Here is a 25,783-nt window from a genome sequence, read left to right on the forward strand (position 1 = left end):
TTTTCACGCGATCCCAATGAGGCAGATTATCTGAAGCCCAATCGGACATTGGCTCACCGTGAAAAAACACCAGCCAGTATCGCTGTCAGAGCTTGCGCATCTGCTTTTTTAAAGGCGGCGGGCTGATCGCTGTCGATGTCCAAAACAGCGATGACATCTCCTGCGGCATTGAACACAGGCAACACCAGTTCGGAACGGGTGCTCGATGCGCAAGCGATATGGCCCTCGAAGGCCTCGACATCGTCAACAAGTTGCACCTCTCGCGTGCGCGCTGCGGCACCGCAGACACCGCGCGAAAAGGGGATTTGCAGGCAGCCATGACCACCTTGATACGGCCCAATTTTGAGCAGGTTAGGCTCTGTGACGCGGTAAAAGCCCGTCCAGTCGAAGCGGTCATCTGCGTGATGAAGCTCGCAAACCAGTGTGGCCATCAAGGCGACCTCGTCTGTTTCGCCCTCTGTGAGAGAGTGAATTGTCTTGGCGAGGGTGTCGTAGTTTACACGCATAGATTTGCCTTTTGGGAGAGCAGAGCTGGGGCGCTGCCCCAGACCCCGGGATATTTAGAGAAAGAAAAAGGGTTAGACGCGTTCGATTGCGATTGCTGTGCCTTCGCCGCCACCGATGCAGATTGCGGCAACGCCGCGTTTGAGACCACGTTTTTCCAAGGCGTTGAGAAGTGTGACGATGATGCGCGTGCCTGAAGCGCCGATCGGGTGACCGAGGGCGCAAGCGCCGCCGTTGACGTTGATCTTGTCGCGGGTGATGCCCATGTCTTGCATGAAGGCCATCGGGACCACAGCGAAGGCTTCGTTGACCTCCCAGAGGTCTACGTCCTCCACGCTCCAGCCGATGTTTTTGAGGAGTTTTTGCGCCGCGGGAATTGGCGCAGTGGCGAACCATCCGGGCGCTTGGGCGTGACTGGCGTGGCCAATGATCTGCGCTCGGACAGTGAGGCCTTGGGTTTTTGCGGCCTCTTCGGAGGCGAGAACGAGTGCGGCCGCGCCATCGGAGATCGAGGAGGCATTGGCGGCTGTGACTGTGCCACCCTCACGAAAGGCGGGTTTTAGTGTGGGGATCTTTTCGGGGCGCGCTTTTGCGGGTTGTTCGTCCTCTGTGATGATGACCTCGCCCTTGCGTGTTGTCAGGGTGACGGGGGCGATTTCGCCGTCAAAGGCCCCAGAGCGGATTGCTTCAAGGGCGCCGTTGAGAGAGCCGATGGCATAGTCGTCCTGCGAGGCGCGGGTGAACTGGTATTTCTCAGCGCAGTCTTCCGCGAATGTACCCATGAGGCGGCCTTTGTCATAGGCGTCTTCCAATCCGTCGAGGAACATATGATCAATTACCTTCTGGTGCCCGATCCGCGCGCCTGACCGCATTTTTTCGAGAAGATAGGGCGCATTTGACATAGATTCCATGCCGCCGGTGATCACTGTGTTTGTGTTACCGAGGGCGATCTGGTCAAAGCCCATCATTGTGGTTTTCATGCCTGAGCCACACATTTTATTGACAGTTGTGGCGGGAACATCCTCGCCCAAGCCGCCTGCGAAGCCAGCCTGACGCGCAGGGGCCTGACCTTGGCCTGCGGGGAGAACGCAGCCCATGAGCAGCTCGTCGACCGTGTTTGCGCCAGCGTTTTCGAGCGCAGCGCGGATGGCGGCGCCGCCGAGTGTTGAGGCGGGAACACCATCAAAAACACCTTGAAAGCCGCCCATGGGCGTGCGGGCTGCACCTGCGATCATCACTTTTTTCATGGGGAGTCCTCCTGAGTTGCTCCTTCATTACCGAATAGAAAGGTTTGCCGTCTAGTCTTGTCACTCAAGGGCGTATTTCTACGGTAACGGAGAGAATTATGGAGTTTAGCTGTATGGAAACGGGCGATGTGTTGATTGTAAGGGTTATGGCGGAGCGTATTGATGCGGCTGCTGCTCTCAAGTTTAAGGATGCCCTGCGCGAGTTGACAGGGGCGGCAAGCCATGTGGCGCTTGATCTGCGGGATGTTCAGTTTGTGGATTCGAGCGGGCTGGGCGCGATCGTGGCTGTGATGAAACTTATGGGGACGACACGGCGGCTTGATCTTGCGGGGTTGACTCCGACTGTTGATAAAGTGTTTCGGCTGACGCGGATGGATTCTATTTTTACGATCCATAGCAGCGTGGACGATATTCCGAAGCTCTATCAGGCGGGTTAGTCGCCGATTGAGGAAGTGCAGAAGATGCGCGAGTCAGACCAAAATCCGAAGTCTCTGAAGCTTGAGTTTCCAAGCTGCGAATTTGAAGTGCGGAAGGCTTTGAAGCAAATGGCCTGCGCACTTGCAGAGCTGGGTATCGGCGGTGATGTGATCGGGTCCGCTGAAGTTGTTCTGGGCGAGGTTCTCAACAATATTGTGGAACATGCTTAAGGGAGCTCTGCACAAGGGCGTATTGTGATGAAACTGACGTTGCAGGAGGCGGAGCTGCGCTTTTTGGTCGTTGATGAAGGGCGGGCTTTGCCTATGAAAGAGCTGCCTCGCGGCGTCTTGCCAAGACTTGACGGGCCGCTGGAAGGCCTGCCGGAGGGCGGCTTTGGCTGGTATCTGGTGCGCAAGCTGGCCAAGGATCTGACCTATCAGCGCAAGGCGGGCCACAATGAGCTGTGCTTCTCTATCTTGCGTTGAGGATTTCAGCGATGTTCCCTCAGGAATCAAGAAAACTTGAAAATGACATATTCAGCCCGAAGATTCGCCTGATTCAACTGTCATAACCCTCTTTGTAGCTGCATATAGCTTCCCTCGGCGCTGTGCGTTAATAGCCCCCACCCAGTGTGCGGCGCCGAGGCCTTACCTTTCTGACGTTTCCTTCTAATGAATCCGCATTGGCTTTGGTCTTTGCGGAGCATAGTCTTTTCTGTGAAGCGAAACAGGATGGACGAGATATGCGCGATTTTCATTTTCCGGGGCGTTCGCCCGTATTGGCCCAAAACGGCATGTGCGCGACCTCGCACCCTTTGGCGGCGAAAGTTGCTGTTGATATTATGGAGCGTGGCGGCAACGCTATGGATGCTGCGATTGCTGGCGCGGTTCTGCTTGGAATTTGCGAACCGCAGATGACAGGGATCGGTGGTGACTGCTTTGTCTTGTTTCAGGATAAGGAGGGCGGGGCCATTCGCGCGCTCAACGGGTCGGGCTGTGCGCCTGCAGGCGCGGACCTTGCTGCGCTGAAAGCACGGGGGGAGACCACTGTGCCGCTGAACGGACCTGAGGCTGTTACAATCCCTACGGCAATGGACGCATTTTGCCGCCTTTCGGAAGATTACGGAAAGATTGGGATCGATGCTATTCTTGCGCCGACGATCCGCTATGCCGAAGAGGGTGTGCCTGTCGCGGCGCGGGTGGCGTTTGACTGGCCAGAAGCGGGCAAAGCGCTTCAGGGGCACGGGCGATCGCATTATATGATTGATGGCAAGCCTGGCGAAGTCGGCCAGATGTTTCGCGCACCTGCGCAGGCTGAGGCGCTGCGGCGTGTTGCGAAAGAGGGGCGGAAGGGCTTTTATGAAGGCGAAGTCGCCGAAGATATGGTCGCGGCGCTTAAGGCGCTTGGCGGCGTTCACGAGCTGAGCGACTTTGCCAATGCAGCGAGCTTTTACACAGAGCCTGTTGGAAGCCATTATAAGGGTGCAGACCTTCTGGAGCACCCGCCGAACGGCCAGGGCGCAACGGCCAACTTGATGCTCAATATCCTGAGCCATTTTGATCTGGCGAGCATGGAGCCGTTTGGTGCGATGCGAGCGCATATTGAAGCGGAGGCGACGAAGCTCGCTTATGATGCGCGCAACCGCTTTATTGCCGATCCTGATGTGTCCAAGCGTGTAGAGCATATGCTGAGCTTGGAGACGGCGGCAAAGTTGGCTGCGCTGATTGATCCGAAGCGCGCGAGGGCTGCGGCTGCCCCTATCAGTGAGGCGGTCCATAAGGACACTGTATATATTACTGTTGTAGATAAAGACCGCATGGCTGTGAGCTTTATCTATTCCATTTTCCATGGATTTGGCTCTGGTATTGCCTCTGAAAAATTCGGGATTTTGCTGCAAAATCGTGGTGCAGGATTTACCTTGGATGAAAGCCATCCGAACGTTTACGGCGCAGGTAAGCGGCCGATGCATACAATTATTCCCGGAATGCTGGCTGAAAATGGCCGCGCGACGATGCCTTTTGGTGTGATGGGGGGGCAGTATCAGTCTTGTGGTCATGCGCGGTTTGTTACTAATATGACTGATTTTGGTATGGATGCGCAGAGCGCGATTGATGCACCGCGGTGTTTTTCGGATGCGGGCGAGCTAAAAGTTGAGAAGGGCTATAGTGAGGCTGTGCGTGCCGAGCTTGCCGACATGGGACATAAAGTTGTTGTGCCTGACGGACCGCTCGGCGGGGCGCAGGCCATTCGCATCAGAAACGATGGCGTGCTGGAAGGCGCGTCTGATCCGCGCAAAGACGGCGCGGCGCTGGGGTATTGAGCATGGTAATTACACCTGTGAAAGAGCTCGTGATGCGGGCGAAAGAAGAGATTGAAACGCTGAGCCGCGACGAAGTCTGGCGGCTGGTGGAAGCAGGAGAGGCGCTTGTCGTGGATATTCGCGACCCTCGCGAGCTTGAACGGGAGGGGCGCTTTCCTGGCGCGATGCATGCGCCGCGGGGGATGTTGGAATTCTGGTTTGATCCTGCGAGCCCCTACCACAAAGAGGCTTTTGCCACCGACAAGAAGATTATCCTGTTTTGTGCTGGCGCATGGCGCTCGGCTTTAGCGGCGAAAGCTTTAAAGGACATGGGCGGCGAGAATATTGCCGAGATGGATGGTGGCTTTGGCGCGTGGAAGAAGGACGGGCGGCCTGTGGAATAGCGGTTTCGAATTGTGCTACGCACAATCCGACCGTAGCGGGGGACGCTGTCCCCCGCACCCCCTGGGATATTTTTAAAAAGAAGAAGAGTGTGCAGGTTGGAATTCCAGCTCAGTTCAGTTGGAACTGGAGCGGGTATTGGCCGTCCTGAAAGGGGCCGAAAAGATCAGGGATGTCGGGGTGATCGACGGGCTCGCCTGAATAGTCTGCGACGAGGTTTTGTTCGGAGACATAGGCCACATAGTAGCTCTGATCATTTTCGGCGAGGAGATGATAAAAGGGCTGCTCCTTTTGGGGGCGGCTGTCCTCGGGGATTGCTTCATACCATTCGTCAGTGTTTGAAAACTGCGGGTCCACATCAAAAACAACCCCTCGGAAAGCGTGCTTCTTGTGGCGGACGACTTGTCCGAGGTGGTATTTGGCGCGTTTGCGTATCATCATGAGTTTAGCCCCTACCCGAGCAGCTTAACGCTTTCAATGGGGGCTTGTCTATTTCGGAGCGTGAAAATGATGGAAACACTCTGTGACGCTCTCGCCGACAGTTCGATGCATCTGGGGCTCGCTTGCGCGCAGAAAAGCGCTTGCGGCCCGGAAATTTGATTTAGGTTTTGGCCATGATGCGCTATGCTTTGAAAAAAATAAGCAAGCGAGGGGCAGATGAGCAGAATCCTTTGCGCATTTCTAATTGTGGCAACGCTGGCGGCCTGTGGTCGTGGGGCAGGAACGAGCGCGCCAAGGCAGCTCGATAATGCATGTGCCCTGTTGAAAGAGCGCCCAACCTATTACAAAGCCTTCAAGGCGACCGAGCGCAAATGGGGCGTGCCTGTGCATGTGCAGATGGCTACCATTTACCAAGAAAGCAAGTTCAAGTCTGACGCGCGCACGCCGTTTCAGTATAAGCTCGGGGTGATCCCTGTCGGGCGACAGTCGAGCGCTTTTGGCTATTCGCAAGCACTGGATGCGACCTGGAAAGAATACCAACGCAAAGAAGGCAAACGCATGGCGCGGCGGAATAATATCCGCGATGCGAGTGACTTCATGGGCTACTATATGAACATCAGTCGGGAGCGGAACGGTATTTCGCTTCATGATGCGCGAAACCAGTATCTGGCCTACCACGACGGCCATACAGGCTATGCCCGAGGAACCTATCGTCAAAAGGCTTGGTTGATGCGGGTGGCTGGAGAAGTTGGCCAGCGCTCAGAGATGTATAAAGCCCAATTGGCGAGCTGCAGGCGCTTTCGCTGAGCTAGTGACGCGGTCGGCTAGCGCCCGCCGCGTTTCTTCGTATTGGCATCGATATCAAACAAGGCGTTGGGCAGAGAGCCGCCTTTTGCGAGCTCGCCCAGCACAACTGTTGTGCTTGAGCCGGTGTCGTCATTGATGATCCATTGGCGCAGCTCTACGGGGCTTCCTGTAAATTTAAGCTGGATGTTGCCGTACTCGGGGTGTGCAGGGTCTTGCGCCGTGATCACTGTGGCTGTGCCATCAAAGCTGTGGCCTGTCACCATATTGGCGCTTGCGAGATCTACTGTGCGCGCGAGGATGATTGAGAGGGGCGTTTTAGCCAAGGGGTAACTTTCAGGGCCCTGGTTTGTCTTCGGGTCAAAGATGGCCACGGTGTTGGCGCTGGCCAGCACGAGGGTTTCTTCGGGGGGGTTATACTCGAAGCGGATTTTGCCTGGGCGTTTGATGTAGATCGTGCCTGTGGAGATTGTCCCATCATCGTTGATCTGGGTGAAGGCGCCTTTGGCTGTCTTCATCGCGTTGAGATATTGCGAGAGCGCGTTGAGTGAAAGCTTTTCCGCGGCGGCGGGGGCTGCGAGGGCAAGGGCCAGAACAGGGACGAGAAAAATGTGTTTGAGTTTCATAACCAATACCTAAGTGTTCAGGGGCTTCGTTGCACCAGTGACTTGGGGGTAAAATACGAAAACACCAGTTGTTAAGCGATAACAAACTGGTGTTTCGATGATTTTAAGGGTGAAAGACCGCTTAGTGCTGTTCTGGCACGAGGATTTCGCGTTTGCCGACGTGGTTTGCGCCCGAGATGATGCCTTCGTCTTCCATCTGTTCGACAAGCTTTGCGGCTTTGTTGTAGCCGATCGAGAGCTTGCGCTGGATGTAGGATGTGGAGCACTTGCGATCTTTGATGACGATGGCGACGGCTGTATCGTAAAGCGCGTCTTCACCATCGGTGTTGCCGCCGAGGCCGAGGACGGCGTCGATATCGCTTGCGTTGTCATCGGGTGGGCCCTGGACCACGCCAGAGACATATTCTGGTGGGCCGAATGCCTTCAAGTGATTGACGATCTCTTCGACTTCTTCATCGGAGACAAAGGGGCCGTGGCAGCGTGTAATCTTGGCACCACCAGCCATATAGAGCATGTCGCCCATACCGAGGAGTTGCTCGGCACCCATTTCGCCAAGGATTGTGCGGCTGTCGATCTTGCTCGTCACTTGGAAGCTGATCCGCGTGGGGAAGTTGGCTTTGATTGTGCCTGTGATGACGTCAACCGAGGGGCGCTGTGTGGCCATGATGATATGAATGCCCGAGGCGCGCGCCATTTGCGCGAGGCGCTGGATGCAGGCTTCGATCTCTTTGCCCGCGACCATCATAAGGTCGGCCATCTCGTCGACGATGACGACGATATAGGGCATTTTCTCGGGCTGCATTTCTTCTGTCTCAAACACTGGCTCGCCTGTGTCGTCGTCAAAGCCCGTCTGGACGGTGCGAGAGAACATCTCGCCTTTGGCCAGAGCATCGGCCACGCGGGAGTTATAGCCGTCGATGTTGCGCACGCCCATTTTGGACATTTTGCGGTAGCGCTCTTCCATCTCGCCGACTGTCCACTTGAGCGCAACCACGGCCTTCTTCGGGTCGGTCACAACGGGGGAGAGCAGGTGCGGGATGCCGTCATAGACGGAGAGTTCGAGCATTTTGGGGTCGATCATGATCATGCGGCACTCTTCAGGCGTAAGCTTGTAGAGGAGCGAGAGAATCATCGTGTTGATCGCGACGGATTTGCCTGAGCCAGTTGTACCCGCGATGAGCAGGTGAGGCATCTTGGCGAGGTTGGCGACGATGGGATCACCGCCGATATCTTTGCCAAGTGCGAGGGGCAGTTTGTGGTTGCCATCGCCGTATTCGCGGCCCGAGAGGATCTCGCGGAAGCCGACCATCTCGCGGTTGTCATTGGGGAGCTCGATGCCGATGACCGAGCGTCCGGGGACAGTAGAAACACGCGCGGAAAGAGCGGCCATGGAACGGGCGATATCATCGGCGAGGCCGATCACACGCGAGGCTTTCAAGCCTGGCGCGGGCTCGAGCTCATACATTGTGACGACAGGGCCAGGACGGACCGAGACGATCTCGCCTTTGACGCCGTAATCATCGAGTACGGACTCCAGCATACGGGCGTTGGCCTCTAGGGCTTCATCGGAGAGATGGAACCGTTCGATTTTGACCGGATCGGCGAGAAGCGAAAGAGGAGGAAGCTCGTAGGCGGGGCGCTTGTCTTCGAATTTGAAGGTCGGCTGGGCCTCGGCTTTGGCACGCGTGCTGGTTTGAACTGGCTTTTTGACAGCGTGTTGAACGACCTTCTTTGGTTCAGCCGTCGGGATTGAAAAGGCGCGCGGCGCGGCGGGCACTTCTTCTGGTGCGAATGTCTCGTCGATGACCGCTTCGTCGGCGTAGTCGTCGAAAATATTAGCCTCGGACGCTTCAAATCCTTGGGGCTCTGGCGCGTAGGCTGCTGTGAGCTGTGGCTCTGGCGGCAGGCTTGGGATGCCTCCACCTGTCAGTGGGGGCTCGGCACGCAAGTGGGCTGGCGTTGTGTCAAGCACAAGAGGCACGGGGCCGTGCCCACGGCCTTTGGTAAGGGGTGCAGCGACGGCCGATTGGATTGTTGGACTGTGGCGCACGCGTGATTTGATCACATCGGCGATCTTGGCTTTGATGCGGTCGTCCGATGGGGCAGGGGGCTCGCCATGAAAAAATTGTGGCGCGGTTTCGACAAGCTCTTGTTCGGGCATAGGCTCTGCGCGACGAATAAGATTGGGCATAAGTGCGCGCAGGCCTGTCTTCTCGGCGGGCTCCTTTGTGAGCGGTGGCTCGTCATGGTGGGCATAGGCGGCAGGCGCGCGTGGCAGAACCTCAAGGCTCTGGGCATCTTGCAGGGCCGTCCATTCGGCGGCTTCGGCGCGGGCGATCGCGCGTTGCTCGCGGCGAGCGCGGTTGCGCTCTTGCATTGTTTGGGCAGCAGTCATCGCGCCTGTTGCTGTTTTGCCCAAAACTTTCATGACGGTGGCATAGGCAATGATTGTTCCGATGAGGAGGAAACGACCGATGTAGCGAAGCTCAGGCCGTGTGAAACCGAGGATAAACGCGCCAAATGCGATCATCGCGGAGCCAAGAACAAGAGAGAGGACTTTGAGGCCAAAGCTTGCACCGACGGGCAGCAGGCCGAGGAGGCTGCCAAGAACAGTGTCGCCGAAGAGGCCGCCAAGGCCGAAAGAATGTGTCCATGTTTCGCCTGGTACGAGGGTAGAAGCATAAACGGAGAGAAGCGCAAGCCAGATTGGTGCGAAGATCAAGCGGCCGATGGCGCGGTCTGCTCCGAAGTGGAGGGCGAAACGAAGACCCCAAGCAAGGAGCGCGGCTGCGATGCCCCAGCTTCCCCATCCGATGATCATAAAGAGAGGTGCAGCGATGGCTGCTCCGATGCCACCCATCCAGTTTTGGACTGGAGCGTCTGTGGCAGAGAGCCAAGAGGGGTCATTGGGATTGTAGGAGGCAATCATAGCGGCTGCCGCCAGAGCCACGATGACAAGCCCAATGCCGATCAGCTCTTTGCCGCGTTTTTCGATGGCTTCTGCCATTTTGCTATCGAGAAGCGGATCGCGTCCACGTGTCTGGTATGCCATTTTCCCTCGTCCTCAGCTTTGTAAGCAGCTTTTGAGGCGGAGGAGCCCCTGCTGCATTTCTTCTTTTGGGGCCACCATGGCGACCCTGATGTAATTCTGTCCTGGATTGCGGCCTTCAGCGTCGCGGCTCAGGTAGGCTCCGGGGAGCACACGCACGCCTGTCTCGCGCCAGAGTTTGAGCGCGGCGGTTTCGCCGTCTTCCACTGGAAGCCAAAGGAAAAAACCGCCCTCGGGGCCTTGATAGCCTTCGAAATCGGCCATGACCTTGTCCGCAATGGTGTATTTTTCCTGATAGAGCTTACGGTTCTCAATCACATGCTCTTCATCGGCCCAGACGCGTGCGGCTACGGCCTGAAGTGGCGTCGGGAGTGGTGCACCAGCATAGTTTCGCAGCTGCTTCAGGCGTGCGATAGTTTGCGGCCCGCCTGCAACAAAGCCTGAGCGCAGGCCAGGCAAGTTGGATCGTTTGGAAAGCGAATGAAAGATCACCACGCGTTCGGGATGTGTGCCCATCTCGGCGGCGACATCCAGCGCGCTGGGGGACGGATCATTGCGATAAATTTCCGAGTAGCATTCATCAGCAAAGATCTGGAAATCAAACTGCTCCGCCAAGGAGATTAGCTCGCGCAGGTAAGCGCGACTGGCGATTGCGCCCTGCGGATTGGAGGGCGAACAGATAAAGGCAGCAGCTGTTTTCTTGAGAATATCAGTGGGCAGTCCAGAGAAGTCAGGCAGGAAGCCAGTGCTTTCTGTCGCATTTGCGAAGATTGGTCGTGCCCCGACAGAGGCGGCACCAACGGCATAGACTTGATAAAAGGGGTTCGGCATCAGGATATTGGGCGTATCACCCTGCACCTTCTCAGGCACGAGGGCCATGCAGGCGTTGTAAAGGCCTTCACGCGTTCCATTGAGAGCCAAGATTTGCGTATCTGCGGCGGCCGTTATGGAGAAGCGGCTCTTGAGCCAGCCTGAAATGGCAGTAAGCAGGGCTTCACTGCCGTCATTGGGGGGGTAGCTGTTGAAGCCTTTGATGTGCGCGGCCAGCTCTTCGCCGACCCAAGTGGGGAAGGGGTGCTTTGGCTCGCCGATGGTCATATGCACGGTTTCGCCGCCTGCAGGATGGTGATCCAACAGGGCGCGCAAACGCGGGAACGCATAGGCCGGAAGGTTCGAAAACCGCTCGGGAAACATATCAATACTGCCTCAAAGTCGGGGTCATTAGCGCCCCGTTTGAAATCAAATTACTCAAGCAAGCTCGCTTCGTCCAGAAAAACTGTGTGGATTCAGGCAGTTTGTGGCATTTATAGCGCCCCATGCGAGGTTTGAACTGCCAATAGGCTATCCGTTGACGCCTTCGCGGGACGTTGGCGGCGCTTTTCTATCATGGCACAGGTCAGGTGCTTGAGAAGACTTTCTCAGCAGCGGCGGCCACGCGGAGGAGCTTTTCTTCTTCAAAAGCTGAGCCCATGAACAGAATTCCGCAGCTGGGTGTGTCTGTTGGCAGGGTTATCGCAGGCAGACCGAGGAGGTTGCCGATGCGCGTGTTGCGTAGGGAGAGCAGGTTTTCTGTGATATAATAGTCGCTATCTGTCATTAGCCGCTCGGCGTCGGGCGGCAAAATGGGTGCGCTGGGCAGGAGGACGGCGTCATATCCGGCGACACGCGTGGCCCATTTCGAGCGCGCTGCGTCAATGGCTTGCCACGCCGCGACATAATCGGCGGCGGCATGGCCCGCGCCTGAACGGAAGCGAGCGAGGATTTCGGGGAACATTTTGTCTGGTGCGGCCTCAATGATTTCTTTCCAAGTGCCGTAGGCTTCGGATGTGAAGAGGATGGCCGAGAGCGGCATAACATCGGCGACTTCGGGGGCCTCTATGTGTTCGATCGTTGCGCCTGCGGCTTTGAGGCGCGCAACCGCGTTGTCAAAGGCGGCTTTGGGCGCGCCCCGAACATCATCTGGGGCGATGGTGTCAAGGATGGCGAGGCGCAGACCTTTTGCTGAGGCGCCTTTAAGATCGGCGGCTTGTCCACCTTCGAGCGCAGCGAGCATGAGGGCGGCGTCTTCCACTGTGCGGCAGAGCGGGCCGATTGTGTCAAACTTTTCGCAGAGCGGAACAACGCCTGTCAGGGGGATGCGGGTGGCTGTGGTTTTGAGGCCGACGAGATCGTTCCATGCCGCAGGGATACGGACGCTTCCGCCCGTATCTGAGCCAATACCACAAGGCGCCAGAGCAAAGGCGACAGAGGCCGCCGCACCAGAGGAAGACCCGCCTGCAACAGAGGCATGATCGTTTACACAAGGGGGTGTTTCGGTCACAGGGTTGAGACCAAGGCCAGAGAAGGCCAGCTCGCTCATATGGGTTTTGCCGAGGCAAACGAGGCCCGCTTTGGTTGCGTTTTGAAGCACCCATGCGTCGCTATCTGGCACGCGGTCTTTGAGGAGGGCGGAGCCCGCTTCTGTGGCTGTACCCGCTGTATCAAACAGGTCTTTCCAGCTCACGGGAACGCCATCAAGCAGGCCGCGGCGTAAGCCTGCTTTGGCACGCTCGGAGGCGGCCTTTGCTTCGGCGCGGGCGCGCTCTTCTGTGAGGCGGGCATAGATGCGTGTGCCGAAGGGGTGGGCCTTGATGGCGGAGAGATATTTTTCTGTAAGGTCAATGGGATCAATCTCGCCTGCGGCGATACCACGGCCCAGATCGGCCATGCTCATTGTGAGCCATTTTTCCATTTTACATCCCTTTTCGCTGCGTTCAAAACCACGGTAGCGGCGTTCTGTTGCATGGACAATCCCGCAGGTTCAGGCATAGTGAAACACATGACATATGACAGTGATATTGCAATCGTAGGCGGCGGGCTAAACGGCCCCGTTTTGGCGCTGGCTTTGGCCGCGCGGGGGCGGCGTGTGAGCATCATTGATGCGCAGCCTGAAACCGTACGTGCGAATGCAGCGTTTGATGGACGGGCCTATGCTTTGGCCTTCGCTTCGATCCGACTTTTGCAGCGTTTGGGCCTTTGGAATAAGGTGTCTGAGCACGCACAGCCTATGAACGAGATCAAGGCAAGCGATGGCCGTGCAGGGCAAGGGCCAGCGCCGTTTTTCCTGCATTTCGAGCGGGGCGAGCTGGAAGAGGGCCCTATGGGCCATATGCTTGAAGACCGTTACCTGCGACGCGCGTTGCTTGAGGCGGTGGCGGCGCATGAGGGGATCGAAACCATCGAGGGAAAGGTTGTTTCCCAAGAGGTGAATGATAGCGGTGCGTGGCTGACTTTGGCGTCTGACGATGTGCATTCTACACGGCTGATTGTTGGGGCGGACGGACGTGCATCAGGCACGGCTGAGCGCGCACGAATCAGGCGCACGGGCTGGGAGTATGGCCAAACGGCTCTTGTTTGCGCGATTGCCCATGAAAAACCGCATAATGGCATTGCGCATCAATTTTTTATGCCTGAGGGGCCGTTGGCTATTTTGCCGCTTCCGGGGAACCGCAGCTCTATTGTCTGGTCAGAGCGCACGGAACGGGCGAGTGGCATCAACAATCTGAGTGATTCAGACTATCTTGAAGTTCTGCGCCCGCGCTTTGGGGGCTTCCTCGGGGAGATCAAACTGGACGGCAAGCGCTTTGCCTATCCGCTCAAGTTGACCATTGCGAATTCCTTTATAGAACAACGACTTGTGCTTGTTGGCGATGCGGCGCACGGGATGCATCCGATTGCGGGGCAGGGGCTCAATGCGGGGCTGCGCGATGTGGCGGCGCTGGCGCATGTGATCGAGCACGCAGAGCAGCGCGGCGAGGACTTTGCCAGCCAGCTTGTGCTGGAGCGCTACCAAGGCTGGCGCAGGTTTGACACGGCGACTTTGGCGGCGACGACAGATCTAACCAACAAGCTGTTTTCAAATGATAATCCGATCCTCAGAGCGGGGCGTGACCTTGGCATGGGGCTGATCAATGCGATGCCTGGTGTGAAACGCGGATTTATGCGCGAAGCGGCAGGTTTGAACGGCGATTTACCCGACCTCATGCAATTGTGATCTCCAAAGGTTAACGCGTTTTGAACCCTCTCAGGAGAGGGGGGGTGAAAAGCGTGCACAACCCGTGCACAGCCCGTGCACCGACAAAACGGGGTTTTGGGGCAACGCGCAGGTGTTGACGCTGCGTGCGGTGGGTTTGGGCGATGTTAGAGGCTGGCTTGGCAGATTGCCGTTTTCCGAGCGCGGAATGCGCAGTTACGCCTCGAGCTTGCGCGCTTCATCAAACAGCATCACAGGGATGCCATCGCGAATAGGGTAGGCGAGGTTTGCGGAGGCGCTGATCAGCTCCTGGGCCTCGGCGTCATATTCGAGCCGCCCTTGAGAGACGGGGCAAACGAGGGCTTCGAGCATGTGGCGGTCGAACGCGGGTGTTTCGGTCATTGGAGAATATCCTCGCCATCGCCGCCGCTGTGCAGGGCGAATTCGATCAGGGTCACGAGGGTTTCGCGACGGGTGGAAAGAGAGGGCGCTTCGAGCAGCGCCTGTTTGTCCTCGGGGGAGAAATCAAGCAGCATGGAGAGGGAGTTCACGAGGAGTTCGTCATCGGCCTCTTGCAGGGTTTCCCAGTCTGTGTTGAGGCCCTTGGCGGAGAAGAATCGCTCGAGCAGTGCGAGGAATTTGGCGCGGTCAAAAACGGGGTCGTGCTCTTCGGGGCCCATGTCTTTTTCAAAACCATCCCAGCTTACTTCAGCACGACGGTAGGGCGCGAAGCCCTCGACTTGGGAAGAGATGCGATACCGCGATATGCCCGTAAGGGTGATCATGTAGCGGCCATCATCTGTTTCGTTGAACTGGGTGATGCGGCCAGCGCAGCCGATTGTCATCAGCGCATCATCGGCACTGTGTGGGCCTGTGTCGGGCTGGATCATTCCGATGAGACGTTCGGGCGTTTTGAGCGCGTCATCAAGCATGGTGAGGTAACGCGGCTCAAAGATATGCAGCGGCATATTGGAGCGTGGCAAGAGCAGCGCACCAGGAAGCGGAAAGATGGGAAGGACGCTGGGAAGATCTTTGAATTTGCGCATGTTTTTCCTCAGATCAGGATCATGGAGCCGAGCTTGCGGCGGCCTGCCAACGCGATTGGGTCTTGTGGCGGCAGGGCGTCAAACAGTGTGAAGAGCTGGGCTTTGGCGGCGCCATCGTTCCACTCGCGGTCGCGGCGGAAGAGCTCAAGCAACTGGGCGACGGCCTCGGCCATATCACCCGCGCCTTGCAGTGCATTGGCGTAGTCAAAGCGCGCTTGGTGATCATCGGGGTTGGCCTCGGAGGCGGCCTGAAGCTCTGCGACGGGGCCAGCATTTGCGGCTTGTTTGGCAAGCTCAAGCTGGGCATGAGCGGCCTCAAGCTCGGGGGCGGCGCTGATTTCGGCGGGAGCGCCATTGAGCGTAGCTTCTGCGCCCGAGAGATCATCGAGCGCGATATAGGCGCGGACGAGGCCACCGTAGGCTGCGGCATGGTTCGGCTCTTCTTCGAGGATCGCAGCGAAAGTTTGTGCGGCGTCGGCGGCTGCGCCTTCGGCGAGCATATCTTCGGCAGCAGCGACCGCATCATCAAGCCCACCTGAGGCATCACCGCCCGCGGCATCGACGACTTTCTTCACGAAAGCGTCAAGCTCCGACTGGGGCACGGCGCCTTGGAACATATCCACGGGGCGGCCTTGGTAGAAGCCGACAACTGTGGGGATCGATTGGATCGGGAGGCCCTGCTGGGCGAGCATCTGGGCGAGGCGCTGCTCTTGATCAACATCGACCTTGGCCATTTTGACCGCGCCCTTGGCTTTGGTCACGGCGCCTTCAAGCATCGGCCCGAGCGTCTTGCAGGGGCCACACCATGGCGCCCAGAAGTCGACGATCACCGGGGTCTCCATCGAGGCTTCAACTACGTCTTTCATGAAGGTGGCTTCTGTGACGTCAAAGATCAGATTTTCTGTTGCGGCGGGCTGTGAAAGATTGAGGTCCATCGGGGACTCCTTTGGAAGATGTGTTGCCCTTTATTTGAGGGATGCGCGCCGCGCTTGCAAGGGGCGGGCGCGGTTAGATATCAAACGTGGCGAAGACTGGCGCGTGGTCGGAGGGCTGGGTCCAGCCGCGGGCGGCGCGCAGGACGCGGGAGGAATGGCCAGCGTTTGAGATGTCGGGGGTGGCCCAGACGTGATCGAGGCGGCGGCCTTTGTCGGCGTCGTCCCAGTCTTTGGCGCGGTAGGACCACCACGAATAGAGCAGACCCTCTGGGATATCCTGACGGGTGATGTCGACCCATTTGCCTGCGTCTTGCGTCTGCGCGAGGGCTTCGACTTCGATGGGGGTGTGGGAGACGACTTTGAGGAGTTTCTTGTGGTCCCAGACGTCGTCTTCGCGGGGTGCGATATTAAGATCGCCCACGAGGATCGATTTTTGAGGGGCTGCGGCATGGAACGCGTCGCGCATCTCGGTGAGGTAATCGAGCTTCTGGCCGAACTTTTCGTTGACCTCACGGTCGGCGACATCGCCGCCAGCGGGGACGTAGAAGTTATGAACAGTAACGCCGTTTTCGAGCTTGCCCGCGATATGGCGGGCGTGGCCGAGGCTTGCGTAATCTTCGGCGCCCGCTTCGACCATGGGGATTTTGGAGAGGATCGCGACGCCGTTGTAGCCCTTCTGGCCGCGTGCGACCATGTGGGTATAGCCGAGCGCTTTGAAGCCATCGAGGGGGATCTTATCAACAGGGCTTTTGCACTCTTGCAGGCAGAGAACATCGGGGGCTTCTTCAGAGAGCAGCTTGAGCACCAGAGGTTCGCGCAGGCGCACGGAGTTGATGTTCCAAGTGGCGAGTGTGAATGACATGTGGTGCTCCTGACTGAAAGAGCCTTAGATCTAACACAACATGCATGGACAGGGAATCGACTATTGCTTGTGATGCTTCGTAGAACAGACAGGAATACACTCATGGCAAATGGACCGCCCGCACATCCCGAAACGCGACATTATGTAAACAGGAGTGGCTGGCTACGTGCCGCTGTCTTGGGGGCGAACGACGGGATCGTCTCCACTTCGGCGTTGATTGTCGGAGTGGCTGCAGCGGAGCCCGAAGCGAAGACCGTGTTTTTGGCGGGCTTTGCGGGGCTGGTGGCTTGGGCGATGTCGATGTCGGCGGGCGAGTATGTTTCGGTTTCGTCGCAATCGGATATCGAGAAGGCCGATATTGCGCGTGAAACCAAGTCTCTGGAGCAGAACCCCGAGACCGAAATCAACGAGCTTGTTCAAATTTATGAAGAGCGCGGCCCTTTGAGGCGGCTTTGGCTTCGGGCATGACCTTTTCTGTCGCTGCGGCTGTGCCTCTTGTGGCGGCCGTACTTGCGCCAGCAGACTCTATTATAACAGTGGTGCTGGCCGTGACGGTGTTTGCGCTTGTTGTTTTGGGCGCACTGGGGGCCTACGCGGGCGGCGCGCCAAAGGGGCCAGCCATGCTGCGGGTTGTGGTCTGGGGTATATTTGCCATGGCTGTGAGCGCATTGTTGGGGCGGCTTTTTGGGGTGGTTGTTTAGAATTGTCCCATGAGGTTGACCGCGCGGCGGGCGGCCTTTTATGCTTGGGCATGAAAATTGAGTGAAACGTTTGGGGGTTTTATGGTTTTCTTTGTACGTCTGATGCGTGTTTTTGTTCTTGTGGCGCTGGTATTGCCCTTGGCCGCCTGTGCTGATTTCCGAAACAAATGCTGGCCGCCTATTCCACATCGCGCCTATGAGGTCTGTCCACAATATGATGTGTCCAACCCTGCCCTGCGCATGGAGATGAAGAGCTGCATTCCTGGCACGAAGCGCTGTGTGCGGGCCTGTGGACCTGATCATGATGCCAAGCTGGAGCGCTACAACCGCTGCCTTGAGGAGCGAAACCGCCGCGCGCAGGAAGGGTTTGTCATGGCAGTGCCTGCGCCTGGGCGAGCTGTGCTTAAGGCTTGATTGTAAAGGTCAATGTGCCAGACTTGATCCCGTAAAACAGGGCATCATCCCAGAAGTATTCGAGCAGGTCTGGCAGAGTCTCTGTGGTATCTATGCTGCGGAGGAAGCCTTCTGTTGCTGTCTTTTTCAGGAAGGTGTGTTGGCCGGTTTGGAAGAATTTCTCCCAGTCGATCACTGTGTCGTGGAAAGTAGAGAGCAAGGCAATATCAGAGCCGAGTGACACAGAGTAGCTGCATCTGTGGCGGATCGAAAAGGGCTGGCTGTTGTAGGTTGGTGGTGTGGTCCGCTCGCCCATTTCGGGCATATACCAAAGCTTGCGATCATATTTGGCGCCTTGAGATGGACGGATGACGTTGCCTCGGGCGCGGGCCAGTGCGAAATAGAGCTCATCGCCCTGCTCGGCACGAAACTCCATGCTTTTGTGGGACAAACCGCATGTCGAACCGCGAAAGCGGCTGCCAAGGGCTAGATCAAAGCTATCTTCGCTCAAGGGAGGCGTGGAATCATAGCGGCACATGCGGATCTGACCGTCCCGTACGGCGCAGATGCCGACATAAACTGTGTTGTTGGAGAGATTGTTGACCACAAGTTCCTGTGCGTTTGCGGGCACTGGTAGCAGGGCTTTGCAGAAGAGAAGCACGGCGGAAAATAGGATAAACGGATGCATAACAAGCCCTCACTGGTGATATTGACGCTTTGGGAGCATAGCGTGAAGGGCTTTTGTGGCAAAGAGAGCTGTCCCAAAAAAAAGGCCGAGCGCGGGGCTCGGCCAAAGTCCAACAGGGAGGTGCATATGATAGACCGCATATGCGAGGGTATACTTAACTTGTATTGGCAACTTTGAGATGCATCTTTGATGCAGATCAAATCACTTTATTTTTCAAGCGACGAGGCGGTAGCCTCCTGACTCTGTGACCAGAAGCCTTGCATTGGAGGGATCTGGCTCGATTTTCTGGCGCAGGCGGTAGATGTGTGTCTCTAACGTATGGGTTGTAACCCCTGCGTTGTAGCCCCAGACCTCGTGAAGCAGCACATCGCGCGCGACGACGCCGTCTGTGGAGCGATAAAGGAACTTGAGGATGTTTGTTTCTTTCTCGGTCAGGCGGATCTTTTTCTCACCTTCTGTGATCAGCATCTTCATTGAGGGCTTGAAGGTATATGGCCCAAGCGTGAACACCGCGTCTTCGCTTTGCTCATGCTGGCGCAGTTGGGCACTGATACGCGCGAGCAGGACTGGAAACTTGAATGGTTTGGTGACGTAGTCATTGGCGCCTGCATCTAGGCCGAGAATTGTGTCAGCGTCGCTGTCGTGGCCTGTGAGCATGAGGACAGGCGCTTTGACACCCTGTTTGCGCATCAGGCGGCAGAGTTCGCGGCCGTCGGTATCGGGGAGGCCGACATCGAGGATGATCAGGTCATAGAGGCCTTCTTTGGTCTTTTGCATGGCGGTTGCGCCGCTGTCGGCTTCGAAGACGTCAAAGTCTTCGGTCATGACAAGTTGTTCACTCAACGCTTCGCGCAGGTCATCATCATCGTCGACGAGCAGGATTTTTCTGAGTTGCGCCATGAGGGCCTCCTATCGGGTTGTGCCTATTAGAAATAGGGCAGATCACGGCGCTGGCAAGTTTTGTAGCAAGGTTTCACGCGCTCGTGTTGCACAGGCTGTTTTTGTTTCAGTTCTGCAATTTTTTGGCCTAAGGATGTGCCATGAATTTAGGCCCTGACATAAACGAGACCTTGGCACGCGCGCGGGCAGACCTGCGTATTGGTGTGCCTGTGGTCCTTGTGAGCGCTGATGGTGCGGCGCTTGTGATGGCGGCAGAGACGGCGGAGAGCGCGCGGCTTGAGGCGATGCGCGCGCGGGGGCTGGCCCCTGTGTTGGCGATTACGGCACGCCGCGCGGAGACGCTGAAGGCGCGGAGTTATGACGGCGATATGGCGCGAATTGTGCTGCCTGACGGTGCAGATTTACGCTGGGTCTTGGCTGTCGCGGACCCGAAGGACGACCTGGCGAACCCGATGAAAGGGCCGCTTCAGAGCGCGCGCGAGGGCGGGGCGCAGCTTCATCGGCTTTCGCTCACGTTGTGTAAGGCGGCGCGGCTTTTGCCTGCGGCTTTGGTGGCCGATCTGGCGGATGCTGAGGCGTTTGCGGCTGCGGAGCGGCTGACTGTGGTGAATGCGGAGGCGGCGGCGCAGGCGATGGACGCGAGCGCGGCTTTGCAGGAGATTGTGGCAGCTCGTGTGCCCATTGAGGTGGCAGAAAACACGCGGCTGCATGTGTTTCGTCCTGAGGACGGCAGCGAAGAGCATTACGCCATTGAGATTGGGCGGCCCGACCGAGCGCTACCTGTGCTGACGCGGCTGCATTCGGCGTGCTTTACGGGCGATCTTATGGGCTCGCTCAAATGCGATTGTGGCCCACAGCTGCGTGGCGCTTTGGCGCAGATGGGCGCTGAGGGCGCAGGTATTTTACTTTATCTCAACCAAGAGGGGCGTGGGATTGGTCTTGCCAACAAAATGCGCGCTTATAGTTTGCAGGACCAAGGCTTTGATACGGTTGAGGCCAATCACCGCCTCGGTTTTGAAGACGACGAGCGCGATTTTCGGGTGGGCAGTGCCATTCTCAAAGAGCTTGGCTTTGGCGCGATCAGGCTGATGACGAATAACCCAGCCAAGATATCCATGATGGAAAAGACGGGTGTGAAAGTGGTCGAGCGTGTACCGCTTGTTGTGGGTGGAAATGCGCATAACCACGGCTACCTTAAGGTTAAGGCGGCGAAATCGGGGCATTTGCTTTGAGTGTGGCTGATCTTGTTCTGACGCCGACGGGCCTGCGCTTTTTGGGGCGGAGGTTTCCTTGTGTGATTGGCAAGGGCGGGCTTTCTGCGGCCAAGCGCGAGGGCGATGGGGCGACGCCCAGGGGGGTACACCGGCTTGTCGGGATGTTGTATCGACCTGACCGCCTCGTGCAGCCGCGGGTCTGGGCAGAGCCGATCGGGCCGCGAGACCTATGGTCGGACGAGAGCGGAGACGCTTCTTACAATCTGCCTGTGCGTGCGCCTCACGGCGGCAGCCACGAGCGCCTGCGGCGAGCCGACCCGCTTTATGACCTTGTGATTGTGACGGATTGGAACTGGCCCGAGGCCGAAGCAGGCAAAGGCTCGGCTATCTTTTTGCACCAGTGGCGGCGCAGCGGATATCCGACCGAAGGCTGTATTGCGTTTGCGCGTGCGGATTTGCACTGGATCGCGGCGCGGATTGAGATTGGCACGCGGCTGATTGTCTGCTGAGAGCTTGCGCTTTGGCTGCGCCAAACCGCCCCGCTGGGGGACGCTGTCCCCCAGACCCCCTGGAATATTTATAGAAAGAAAAAGAAACACCCTTCTGGCCTGATCTTCAGGGGTATTTCTGGCTGGCCTTCGCTTTGGCCAAAGTCTTGCTGCCTTTTTTGGCTGTGGCAGTCCATTCGTAGGTATGGGAACCAAAGGGTGGGCAGGGGCTTTTGTATTTGAATGTCCCTTCGGGAATTGTTCCATCGGCTGTCATTTTGACTTTGCCGCCGCCATGGTTGTAGCTGGGGACATTGAGGTCTTTGAGGCGGATCTGGACTTGAGTTGTACCTGTGGGGATAACTTTGAGCGTAAAGGCAGGGTTACCGACTGTATTGGGGCGACCCGTGGTGCAGGAGGGAATATTGCCCCAGCCTTTGAAGCTGAGCTGCATATCTGCTTGAGCTGTTGTTGCAGCGGTGAGCGTGAGGGCGGTGAAAAGAGCGATGCGCTTCATACTGGTCTCCTGTTGAACATGAGAGCGAGATTAGCGGAAAATTAGGATTTTTGGGAGAACATAAAGGCGAGGCCACCAAAGAGGAGGCCCCAGACGGCACCGCTGAGCCCGAAGAGGCTGACGCCTGAGGCTGTTGTGAGAAATGTAATGGCGGTGGCTTCGCGAGATTTTGCATCGGCGAGGGCGACGCTTGCGGAGTTGGCGAAGACGCCAAGAAGCGCAATGCCTGCGAGCACTTCCAGTGTTTTGGGTGGTGCGGCAGCGGCAAAGGAGATGATGAGGGCTGCGAAGAGGCCGAAGAGGCAGTAAAAGACACCGCCCATGACGGCAGACCAGAAGCGCAAGGCTTTGTCGGGATGTGAGTCCGCGCCCGCACAGAGAGAGGATGTGATAGCTGCAAGACATGTCTGGAGGGCGCCGAAGGGGGCGGAGAGGATGCTGGCGATGCCGACTGCGGAGAGGAAGAAGGCGGGGCGTGGCGCAAAACCTTCTCCCTTGAGAACGGCCATACCCGGGCTGTTCTGGGTGGCCATTGTGATGATGAAGAGCGGCAGCGCGAGGCCAAGGACGCTGGCGAGGCTAAAGGCGGGGAGGACTATGACAGGCTGAGTTACAAAGTGATCTGGCGTCGAGAATGCGCCACCCCAGAGTGTCAGCCCGACGGCCATAAGCACGGCGGCGGGCACGGCGAAGAGACGCGACAGTTTGCCGACCACAAACCATGTGAGCAGGATTGGCACGGCAGTATAGGGCGCATCGGCCAGGGCAAGAAAGGGGCGCGCGCAGAGGGTTATGAGGACGCCTGCAAGCAGCGCATGAGCGAGAGGAAGAGGCACATTTGCGGCGAGCTGCCGCAGGGGGCGATAGAGCCCTGCGAGCACTGTGAGCGCGCCAGCAATTAGAAAGGCGCCGACGGCCTCGGCAAAACCGCCCGCGGGCGCGAGAGAGACGGCGAGGAAGGCGGCGCCGGGTGTGGACCACGCAACGGAGGAGGGCTGCCGCGTGACGAGACTGATAACAATGGCTGTGAGGCCCATAGAGAGCGAGGCGGCCATAAGGCCCGAGCTGGCCTCGGACGGCGTCGCGCCCATCGCGGTGAGGCCCTGAAGGACAATGGGAAAGGAGCTGAAGAAGCCGACAATGGCGACAACGAGCCCTGTAGAAACAGTTTGAAGCGGGGGAAGGCTCATAGTTCGTAAGCGCGTGCGCCGAAAATAGCGGAGCCGACGCGAACATGCGTTGCGCCCAGCGCGATGGCGCTTTCGAAGTCACCGCTCATGCCCATCGAGAGGCCTGAGAGGCCGTTTCGAGCCGCGATTTTGGCGAGGAGGGCGAAGTGTAAACTGGGCTCTTCATCGACGGGTGGGATGCACATAAGGCCCGAAATTGGCAAGTCGTTGCGCGCGCATTCGGCGAGAAAGCTTTCGGCGTCTTTCGGTCTCAAACCAGCCTTTTGCGGCTCTTCGCCTGTGTTGATCTGAACGAAGAGTTCAGGGCATTTACCTGTCTCTTGAGCGAGGCGGGCGAAGGCCGTTATGAGCTTTGGTCTGTCGAGTGTGTGGATGGCATCAAAGAGCTCGAACGCTTGGCGCGCCTTGTTGGTTTGCAGAGGGCCGATGAGGTGCACTTTGGTGTCTGGAAAGCTCTCGCGGAAGGCGGGCCATTTGCCTGCAGCTTCTTGAACGCGGTTCTCACCAAAGAGGCGGTGCCCCTCTTTGAGGACGGCCTCGACGCGTGCATCGGGCTGGACTTTAGAGACGGCGATCAGCTCGACGCTGCCCGCGGAGCGGCCTGCCTTGGCCTCGGCTTTGGCGATACGGGCGGATATTTCTGAGAGGGACATGGGGCGCGCTCCTGTGGGGCCAATTTGTGCAAACAATTTGAGTCAAATAACAACAGGAGCGGGCAAAAGAAAAGGGCAGGCGCGCGGCCTGCCCTTAACTATAGATTGGTCAGCTTCTAAGATTAGAAGTTGAAGCGTACACCGAAGTCAGCAACGGTCTGGCCGTTGAACTTTGATGCTACATCACCGCGGAGCGATGTGCCGCCGCCGAGGCTGTGGTTGAAGTCGATGCCGTAGCTTGAGTCAGACATGTCTGACTGGTCAGCGTAGTAAGCTTCAACATTTGTTGCCGCGCCTACGTCCATACCAGTTGACAGTACTGTGCGATCTACGCCAGCGTTTGTTTTGGCATATGCAAGACCGAGTAAAACTGGGCCAACTGTGCCGCCAACTGTGAGCGTTTGCTCAACATCTGTTGCTGCTGTTGAGTCTTGCAGACCCAGAGCAACTGTCCAGCCGCTGAACGTGTATGCGCCGTAGGCGGCGATACGATCGTTTGTGTCTGAAGCAGGGATGTGTGCTGAGAAATCACCCATTGAGTACATAACTTCGATGCCGTTGGCACCTGATGAACCCAGACCGCCTGATGAGTAAGCGTCTGCGCCGCCTACACCGTAAACAGTGTACTCATAGCCGAGACCTGTGAGGCCGAGGTCGATTGGGTACTGACCTGGCATGCTTTCGAAAGCGCCCCAGATGTTGCCAACGCCAACTTCAAGACCGCCTGATTTGGCGAAGAAGCGTGCACCGCTTGTCGCGCCAGTTTGGCCTTCGCCTTGCTGGATGCGTGTCATCGCGCCGAATGTAACACCAGCATCTGATTCAGCAGTTGCTGTGATAACGATGCGGAGACGTGAAGTAACGTCTGTTGAAGATGCGCCAGCTGCGCCGCCTGAGATGGCTGCAAGGGCCGCTTGCTCGTCGGCGAGTGTCGCGTCTGCTGCTGCTGCTGCGATGTCGGCAGCTGTCAGTGTGCCAGCCGCTGTGTTTGCTGTAACTGTCGCTGCTGCAGCTGTTGCTGCAGTTTGTGCTGCAGTTACTGCCGTTGTAGCGGCTGTAACTTGAGCTGGTGTGCCTGTGCCAGCTGTCGCGGCTGTTGAACCTGTGTATGCGATACCAAAACGGCCGTAGCCGCTGAACGTTACATCAGCTGCGGCAACTGAAGCAGTTGCGACGAGAGCTGTGGTAGCGAAAAGACTACTGTTAGCGCCGTATTAGTAAAGTGGGAATATTGTATGCAACCACGTTGCTAGAAATCTCTCCAGCGACATGACCTATAAACAAGCCAAACTGCCATTATTATCGGCAGAAGGAGCACCTATGATATCTTTCTTCAGTCGCCCTGTCGGCCCCTATACCGACAAGAGTAGCACAGGAGTCAAACTGACCCTAAACCAGTTTTTTGATGATTTGTATTTTCCCCACGCCAAGGCGACCAAAAAACAGTCTCACCATGACTGGAGCATCTACAACAAACACATGCGCGAGAAGCTCGGTCGCTACCAACTTGACGAAATCCTGAACCCGATCATGGACGTCTGGGTTCGTGAGCAAGTCATTGCAGGCTATCAGCGCAGCACGGTTAACAAGCACATACACTTGCTTAACGGAATGCTGAGCCTTGCCCGCCACTGGGGGCACCTCCCTGCGCACAATCCTCAGCAGGAAAATATCAAGCGCCTCTCCGTCGGCGATCATACGCAACGCTTCCTGAGTGCTGACGAGATCGAGCGCCTTCTCGCCGCTTGCCGCGCCAATCAGCACCCTTTTCTTTACCTCTTTGTGCGGTTTCTTCTGCTGACAGGTGCACGCAAAGGCGAAGCGCGCATGGCGGTCTGGTCCCATATCGACTTTGACAAAAGAATTTGGACAGTTCCGCGTTCCAAAAACGGCCGTTCGCGGCGCATCGTGCTCTCCACGGCCGCAATCGAAGTTTTGACGGATATTCGCAAGAAGTCTGATGAAATGATGCTGCCAAGCGAGGCCGATAACTATCTGTTCACAAACCCGATGACGCGCACAGCCTATCAAAGCTTCTATGCCTCATGGTTTGTGGCACGTGATAAAGCAGGCCTCAAAGATTTGCGTATTCATGATCTGCGTCACACCTTTGCCAGCTTGCTCATCAACAAAGGAGTCAGCCTCTACGAGGTTCAAACGCTTCTTGGCCACAGCTCGGTGCAAATGACACAACGCTACGCGCACCTTGCGCCCGATCTCTTGCAAAACCGTACCGAAATCGTTTGCGGAATTGTCGGCGGTGGCCATTTCTAGGCCTGAACAGAAAAAGGGCGGCGCTCCCTGCGCCGCCCGCCCCAAAGCTTTGGGGCTGACACCCTCAACACAAAACGCTATCCCCTCCCCTAACGGCCCCGTGGCTCAACTGGATAGAGCA

General features: G+C 57.4%; 28 protein-coding genes and 1 pseudogene. 12 read left to right on the forward strand and 17 right to left on the reverse strand.

Going from position 1 to position 25,783, the window contains the following annotated elements:
• Positions 1-53: 53 nt before the first annotated feature.
• Both P8O11_RS04300 and P8O11_RS04305 read right to left on the reverse strand, forming a co-directional pair.
• Entirely contained in the window at positions 54-506 is a 453-nt protein-coding gene (locus P8O11_RS04300) for a GAF domain-containing protein (RefSeq protein ID WP_300292001.1), read from the reverse strand.
• Between the two features lie 72 nt (positions 507-578).
• Positions 579-1,751, reverse strand: coding sequence for an acetyl-CoA C-acyltransferase (locus P8O11_RS04305; RefSeq protein WP_300292003.1), 1,173 nt, complete (start codon positions 1,749-1,751; stop codon positions 579-581).
• A gap of 98 nt (positions 1,752-1,849) precedes the next feature.
• Between P8O11_RS04305 and P8O11_RS04310 the strand changes: the two genes are divergently transcribed.
• From P8O11_RS04310 to P8O11_RS04330, 5 genes are all read left to right on the forward strand, one after another.
• On the forward strand, positions 1,850-2,188 hold the full coding sequence (locus P8O11_RS04310) for an STAS domain-containing protein (protein WP_300292005.1): 339 nt from the start codon (positions 1,850-1,852) through the stop codon (positions 2,186-2,188).
• Positions 2,189-2,212: 24 nt separating this feature from the next.
• Entirely contained in the window at positions 2,213-2,398 is a 186-nt protein-coding gene (locus tag P8O11_RS04315) for a hypothetical protein (protein ID WP_300292007.1), read from the forward strand.
• Positions 2,399-2,419: 21 nt separating this feature from the next.
• Positions 2,420-2,653 carry an ATP-binding protein gene (locus P8O11_RS04320; protein WP_367186832.1) on the forward strand — a complete coding sequence of 78 codons (234 nt, stop codon included), beginning with the start codon at positions 2,420-2,422 and terminating at the stop codon, positions 2,651-2,653.
• Between the two features lie 257 nt (positions 2,654-2,910).
• On the forward strand, positions 2,911-4,488 hold the full coding sequence (locus P8O11_RS04325; protein WP_300292011.1) for a gamma-glutamyltransferase family protein: 1,578 nt from the start codon (positions 2,911-2,913) through the stop codon (positions 4,486-4,488).
• A gap of 2 nt (positions 4,489-4,490) precedes the next feature.
• Entirely contained in the window at positions 4,491-4,871 is a 381-nt protein-coding gene (locus P8O11_RS04330; RefSeq protein WP_300292013.1) for a rhodanese-like domain-containing protein, read from the forward strand.
• Between the two features lie 109 nt (positions 4,872-4,980).
• Here P8O11_RS04330 and hspQ read toward each other — a convergent pair whose 3' ends face one another.
• A complete protein-coding gene (hspQ, locus tag P8O11_RS04335; RefSeq protein WP_300292057.1) occupies positions 4,981-5,307 on the reverse strand; it encodes a heat shock protein HspQ in 327 nt (108 codons plus the stop codon).
• A 219-nt stretch (positions 5,308-5,526) separates the two neighbouring features.
• Between hspQ and P8O11_RS04340 the strand changes: the two genes are divergently transcribed.
• Positions 5,527-6,117 carry a lytic transglycosylase gene (locus tag P8O11_RS04340; protein WP_300292014.1) on the forward strand — a complete coding sequence of 197 codons (591 nt, stop codon included), beginning with the start codon at positions 5,527-5,529 and terminating at the stop codon, positions 6,115-6,117.
• 17 nt (positions 6,118-6,134) lie between these two features.
• On the opposite strand, the gene P8O11_RS04345 is transcribed toward P8O11_RS04340, so the two are convergent.
• The 4 genes from P8O11_RS04345 to P8O11_RS04360 form a co-directional block, all read right to left on the reverse strand.
• Complete coding sequence (locus tag P8O11_RS04345; RefSeq protein WP_300292017.1) at positions 6,135-6,740, reverse strand: outer membrane lipoprotein carrier protein LolA; 606 nt, start codon at positions 6,738-6,740, stop codon at positions 6,135-6,137.
• A gap of 121 nt (positions 6,741-6,861) precedes the next feature.
• On the reverse strand, positions 6,862-9,792 hold the full coding sequence (locus P8O11_RS04350) for a DNA translocase FtsK (protein WP_300292019.1): 2,931 nt from the start codon (positions 9,790-9,792) through the stop codon (positions 6,862-6,864).
• A 12-nt stretch (positions 9,793-9,804) separates the two neighbouring features.
• Complete coding sequence (locus tag P8O11_RS04355) at positions 9,805-10,983, reverse strand: aminotransferase class I/II-fold pyridoxal phosphate-dependent enzyme (protein ID WP_300292021.1); 1,179 nt, start codon at positions 10,981-10,983, stop codon at positions 9,805-9,807.
• Positions 10,984-11,185: 202 nt separating this feature from the next.
• The gene (locus tag P8O11_RS04360; protein ID WP_300292023.1) at positions 11,186-12,520 is read right to left on the reverse strand and encodes an amidase; all 1,335 of its coding nucleotides are present in this window, start codon (positions 12,518-12,520) and stop codon (positions 11,186-11,188) included.
• 51 nt (positions 12,521-12,571) lie between these two features.
• Between P8O11_RS04360 and P8O11_RS04365 the strand changes: the two genes are divergently transcribed.
• Entirely contained in the window at positions 12,572-13,822 is a 1,251-nt protein-coding gene (locus P8O11_RS04365) for a UbiH/UbiF/VisC/COQ6 family ubiquinone biosynthesis hydroxylase (protein WP_300292025.1), read from the forward strand.
• Between the two features lie 195 nt (positions 13,823-14,017).
• Here the strand turns inward: P8O11_RS04365 and P8O11_RS04370 are convergent, their stop codons facing one another.
• The 4 genes from P8O11_RS04370 to P8O11_RS04385 form a co-directional block, all read right to left on the reverse strand.
• Positions 14,018-14,203, reverse strand: coding sequence for a Trm112 family protein (locus P8O11_RS04370; protein ID WP_300292027.1), 186 nt, complete (start codon positions 14,201-14,203; stop codon positions 14,018-14,020).
• Positions 14,200-14,847 carry an LON peptidase substrate-binding domain-containing protein gene (locus P8O11_RS04375; protein ID WP_300292029.1) on the reverse strand — a complete coding sequence of 216 codons (648 nt, stop codon included), beginning with the start codon at positions 14,845-14,847 and terminating at the stop codon, positions 14,200-14,202. The genes P8O11_RS04370 and P8O11_RS04375 overlap by 4 nt, the downstream gene beginning before the upstream one ends.
• An 8-nt stretch (positions 14,848-14,855) precedes the next feature.
• Complete coding sequence (locus tag P8O11_RS04380) at positions 14,856-15,782, reverse strand: tetratricopeptide repeat protein (RefSeq protein WP_089893979.1); 927 nt, start codon at positions 15,780-15,782, stop codon at positions 14,856-14,858.
• Between the two features lie 73 nt (positions 15,783-15,855).
• Entirely contained in the window at positions 15,856-16,644 is a 789-nt protein-coding gene (locus tag P8O11_RS04385; RefSeq protein ID WP_300292033.1) for an exodeoxyribonuclease III, read from the reverse strand.
• A 102-nt stretch (positions 16,645-16,746) separates the two neighbouring features.
• Between P8O11_RS04385 and P8O11_RS04390 the strand changes: the two are divergent.
• Both P8O11_RS04390 and P8O11_RS04395 read left to right on the forward strand, forming a co-directional pair.
• Positions 16,747-17,345, forward strand: a pseudogene (locus P8O11_RS04390) (VIT1/CCC1 transporter family protein).
• Between the two features lie 81 nt (positions 17,346-17,426).
• Positions 17,427-17,759, forward strand: coding sequence for a hypothetical protein (locus P8O11_RS04395; protein ID WP_300292035.1), 333 nt, complete (start codon positions 17,427-17,429; stop codon positions 17,757-17,759).
• Here P8O11_RS04395 and P8O11_RS04400 read toward each other — a convergent pair.
• Positions 17,749-18,426 carry a hypothetical protein gene (locus tag P8O11_RS04400; RefSeq protein WP_300292037.1) on the reverse strand — a complete coding sequence of 226 codons (678 nt, stop codon included), beginning with the start codon at positions 18,424-18,426 and terminating at the stop codon, positions 17,749-17,751. The two genes, P8O11_RS04395 and P8O11_RS04400, sit on opposite strands and share 11 nt — an antisense overlap.
• Before the next feature lie 213 nt (positions 18,427-18,639).
• Positions 18,640-19,326 carry a response regulator transcription factor gene (locus P8O11_RS04405; RefSeq protein ID WP_300292039.1) on the reverse strand — a complete coding sequence of 229 codons (687 nt, stop codon included), beginning with the start codon at positions 19,324-19,326 and terminating at the stop codon, positions 18,640-18,642.
• A gap of 140 nt (positions 19,327-19,466) precedes the next feature.
• On the opposite strand from P8O11_RS04405, the gene ribA reads away from it, so the two are divergent.
• Positions 19,467-20,558, forward strand: coding sequence for a GTP cyclohydrolase II (ribA, locus tag P8O11_RS04410; protein ID WP_300292041.1), 1,092 nt, complete (start codon positions 19,467-19,469; stop codon positions 20,556-20,558).
• Positions 20,555-21,049, forward strand: coding sequence for a L,D-transpeptidase family protein (locus tag P8O11_RS04415; RefSeq protein ID WP_300292043.1), 495 nt, complete (start codon positions 20,555-20,557; stop codon positions 21,047-21,049). The genes ribA and P8O11_RS04415 overlap by 4 nt, the downstream gene beginning before the upstream one ends.
• A gap of 106 nt (positions 21,050-21,155) precedes the next feature.
• Here the strand turns inward: P8O11_RS04415 and P8O11_RS04420 are convergent, their stop codons facing one another.
• The 4 genes from P8O11_RS04420 to P8O11_RS04435 form a co-directional block, all read right to left on the reverse strand.
• Positions 21,156-21,545, reverse strand: a complete 390-nt coding sequence (locus P8O11_RS04420) for a hypothetical protein (RefSeq protein ID WP_300292045.1) — start codon at positions 21,543-21,545, stop codon at positions 21,156-21,158.
• A gap of 41 nt (positions 21,546-21,586) precedes the next feature.
• A complete protein-coding gene (locus P8O11_RS04425; protein ID WP_300292047.1) occupies positions 21,587-22,735 on the reverse strand; it encodes a benzoate/H(+) symporter BenE family transporter in 1,149 nt (382 codons plus the stop codon).
• The gene (locus P8O11_RS04430) at positions 22,732-23,388 is read right to left on the reverse strand and encodes a YggS family pyridoxal phosphate-dependent enzyme (protein ID WP_300292049.1); all 657 of its coding nucleotides are present in this window, start codon (positions 23,386-23,388) and stop codon (positions 22,732-22,734) included. The genes P8O11_RS04425 and P8O11_RS04430 overlap by 4 nt, the downstream gene beginning before the upstream one ends.
• A gap of 122 nt (positions 23,389-23,510) precedes the next feature.
• Positions 23,511-24,503, reverse strand: a complete 993-nt coding sequence (locus tag P8O11_RS04435; protein WP_300292059.1) for a porin — start codon at positions 24,501-24,503, stop codon at positions 23,511-23,513.
• A gap of 205 nt (positions 24,504-24,708) precedes the next feature.
• Between P8O11_RS04435 and P8O11_RS04440 the strand changes: the two genes are divergently transcribed.
• Positions 24,709-25,662: a site-specific integrase gene (locus tag P8O11_RS04440; RefSeq protein ID WP_300292051.1), complete on the forward strand. Its 954-nt coding sequence runs from the start codon at positions 24,709-24,711 to the stop codon at positions 25,660-25,662.
• Positions 25,663-25,783: the final 121 nt, after the last annotated feature.

Source organism: Lentibacter sp. (assembly GCF_029254145.1).
Lineage (GTDB): Bacteria > Pseudomonadota > Alphaproteobacteria > Rhodobacterales > Rhodobacteraceae > Lentibacter.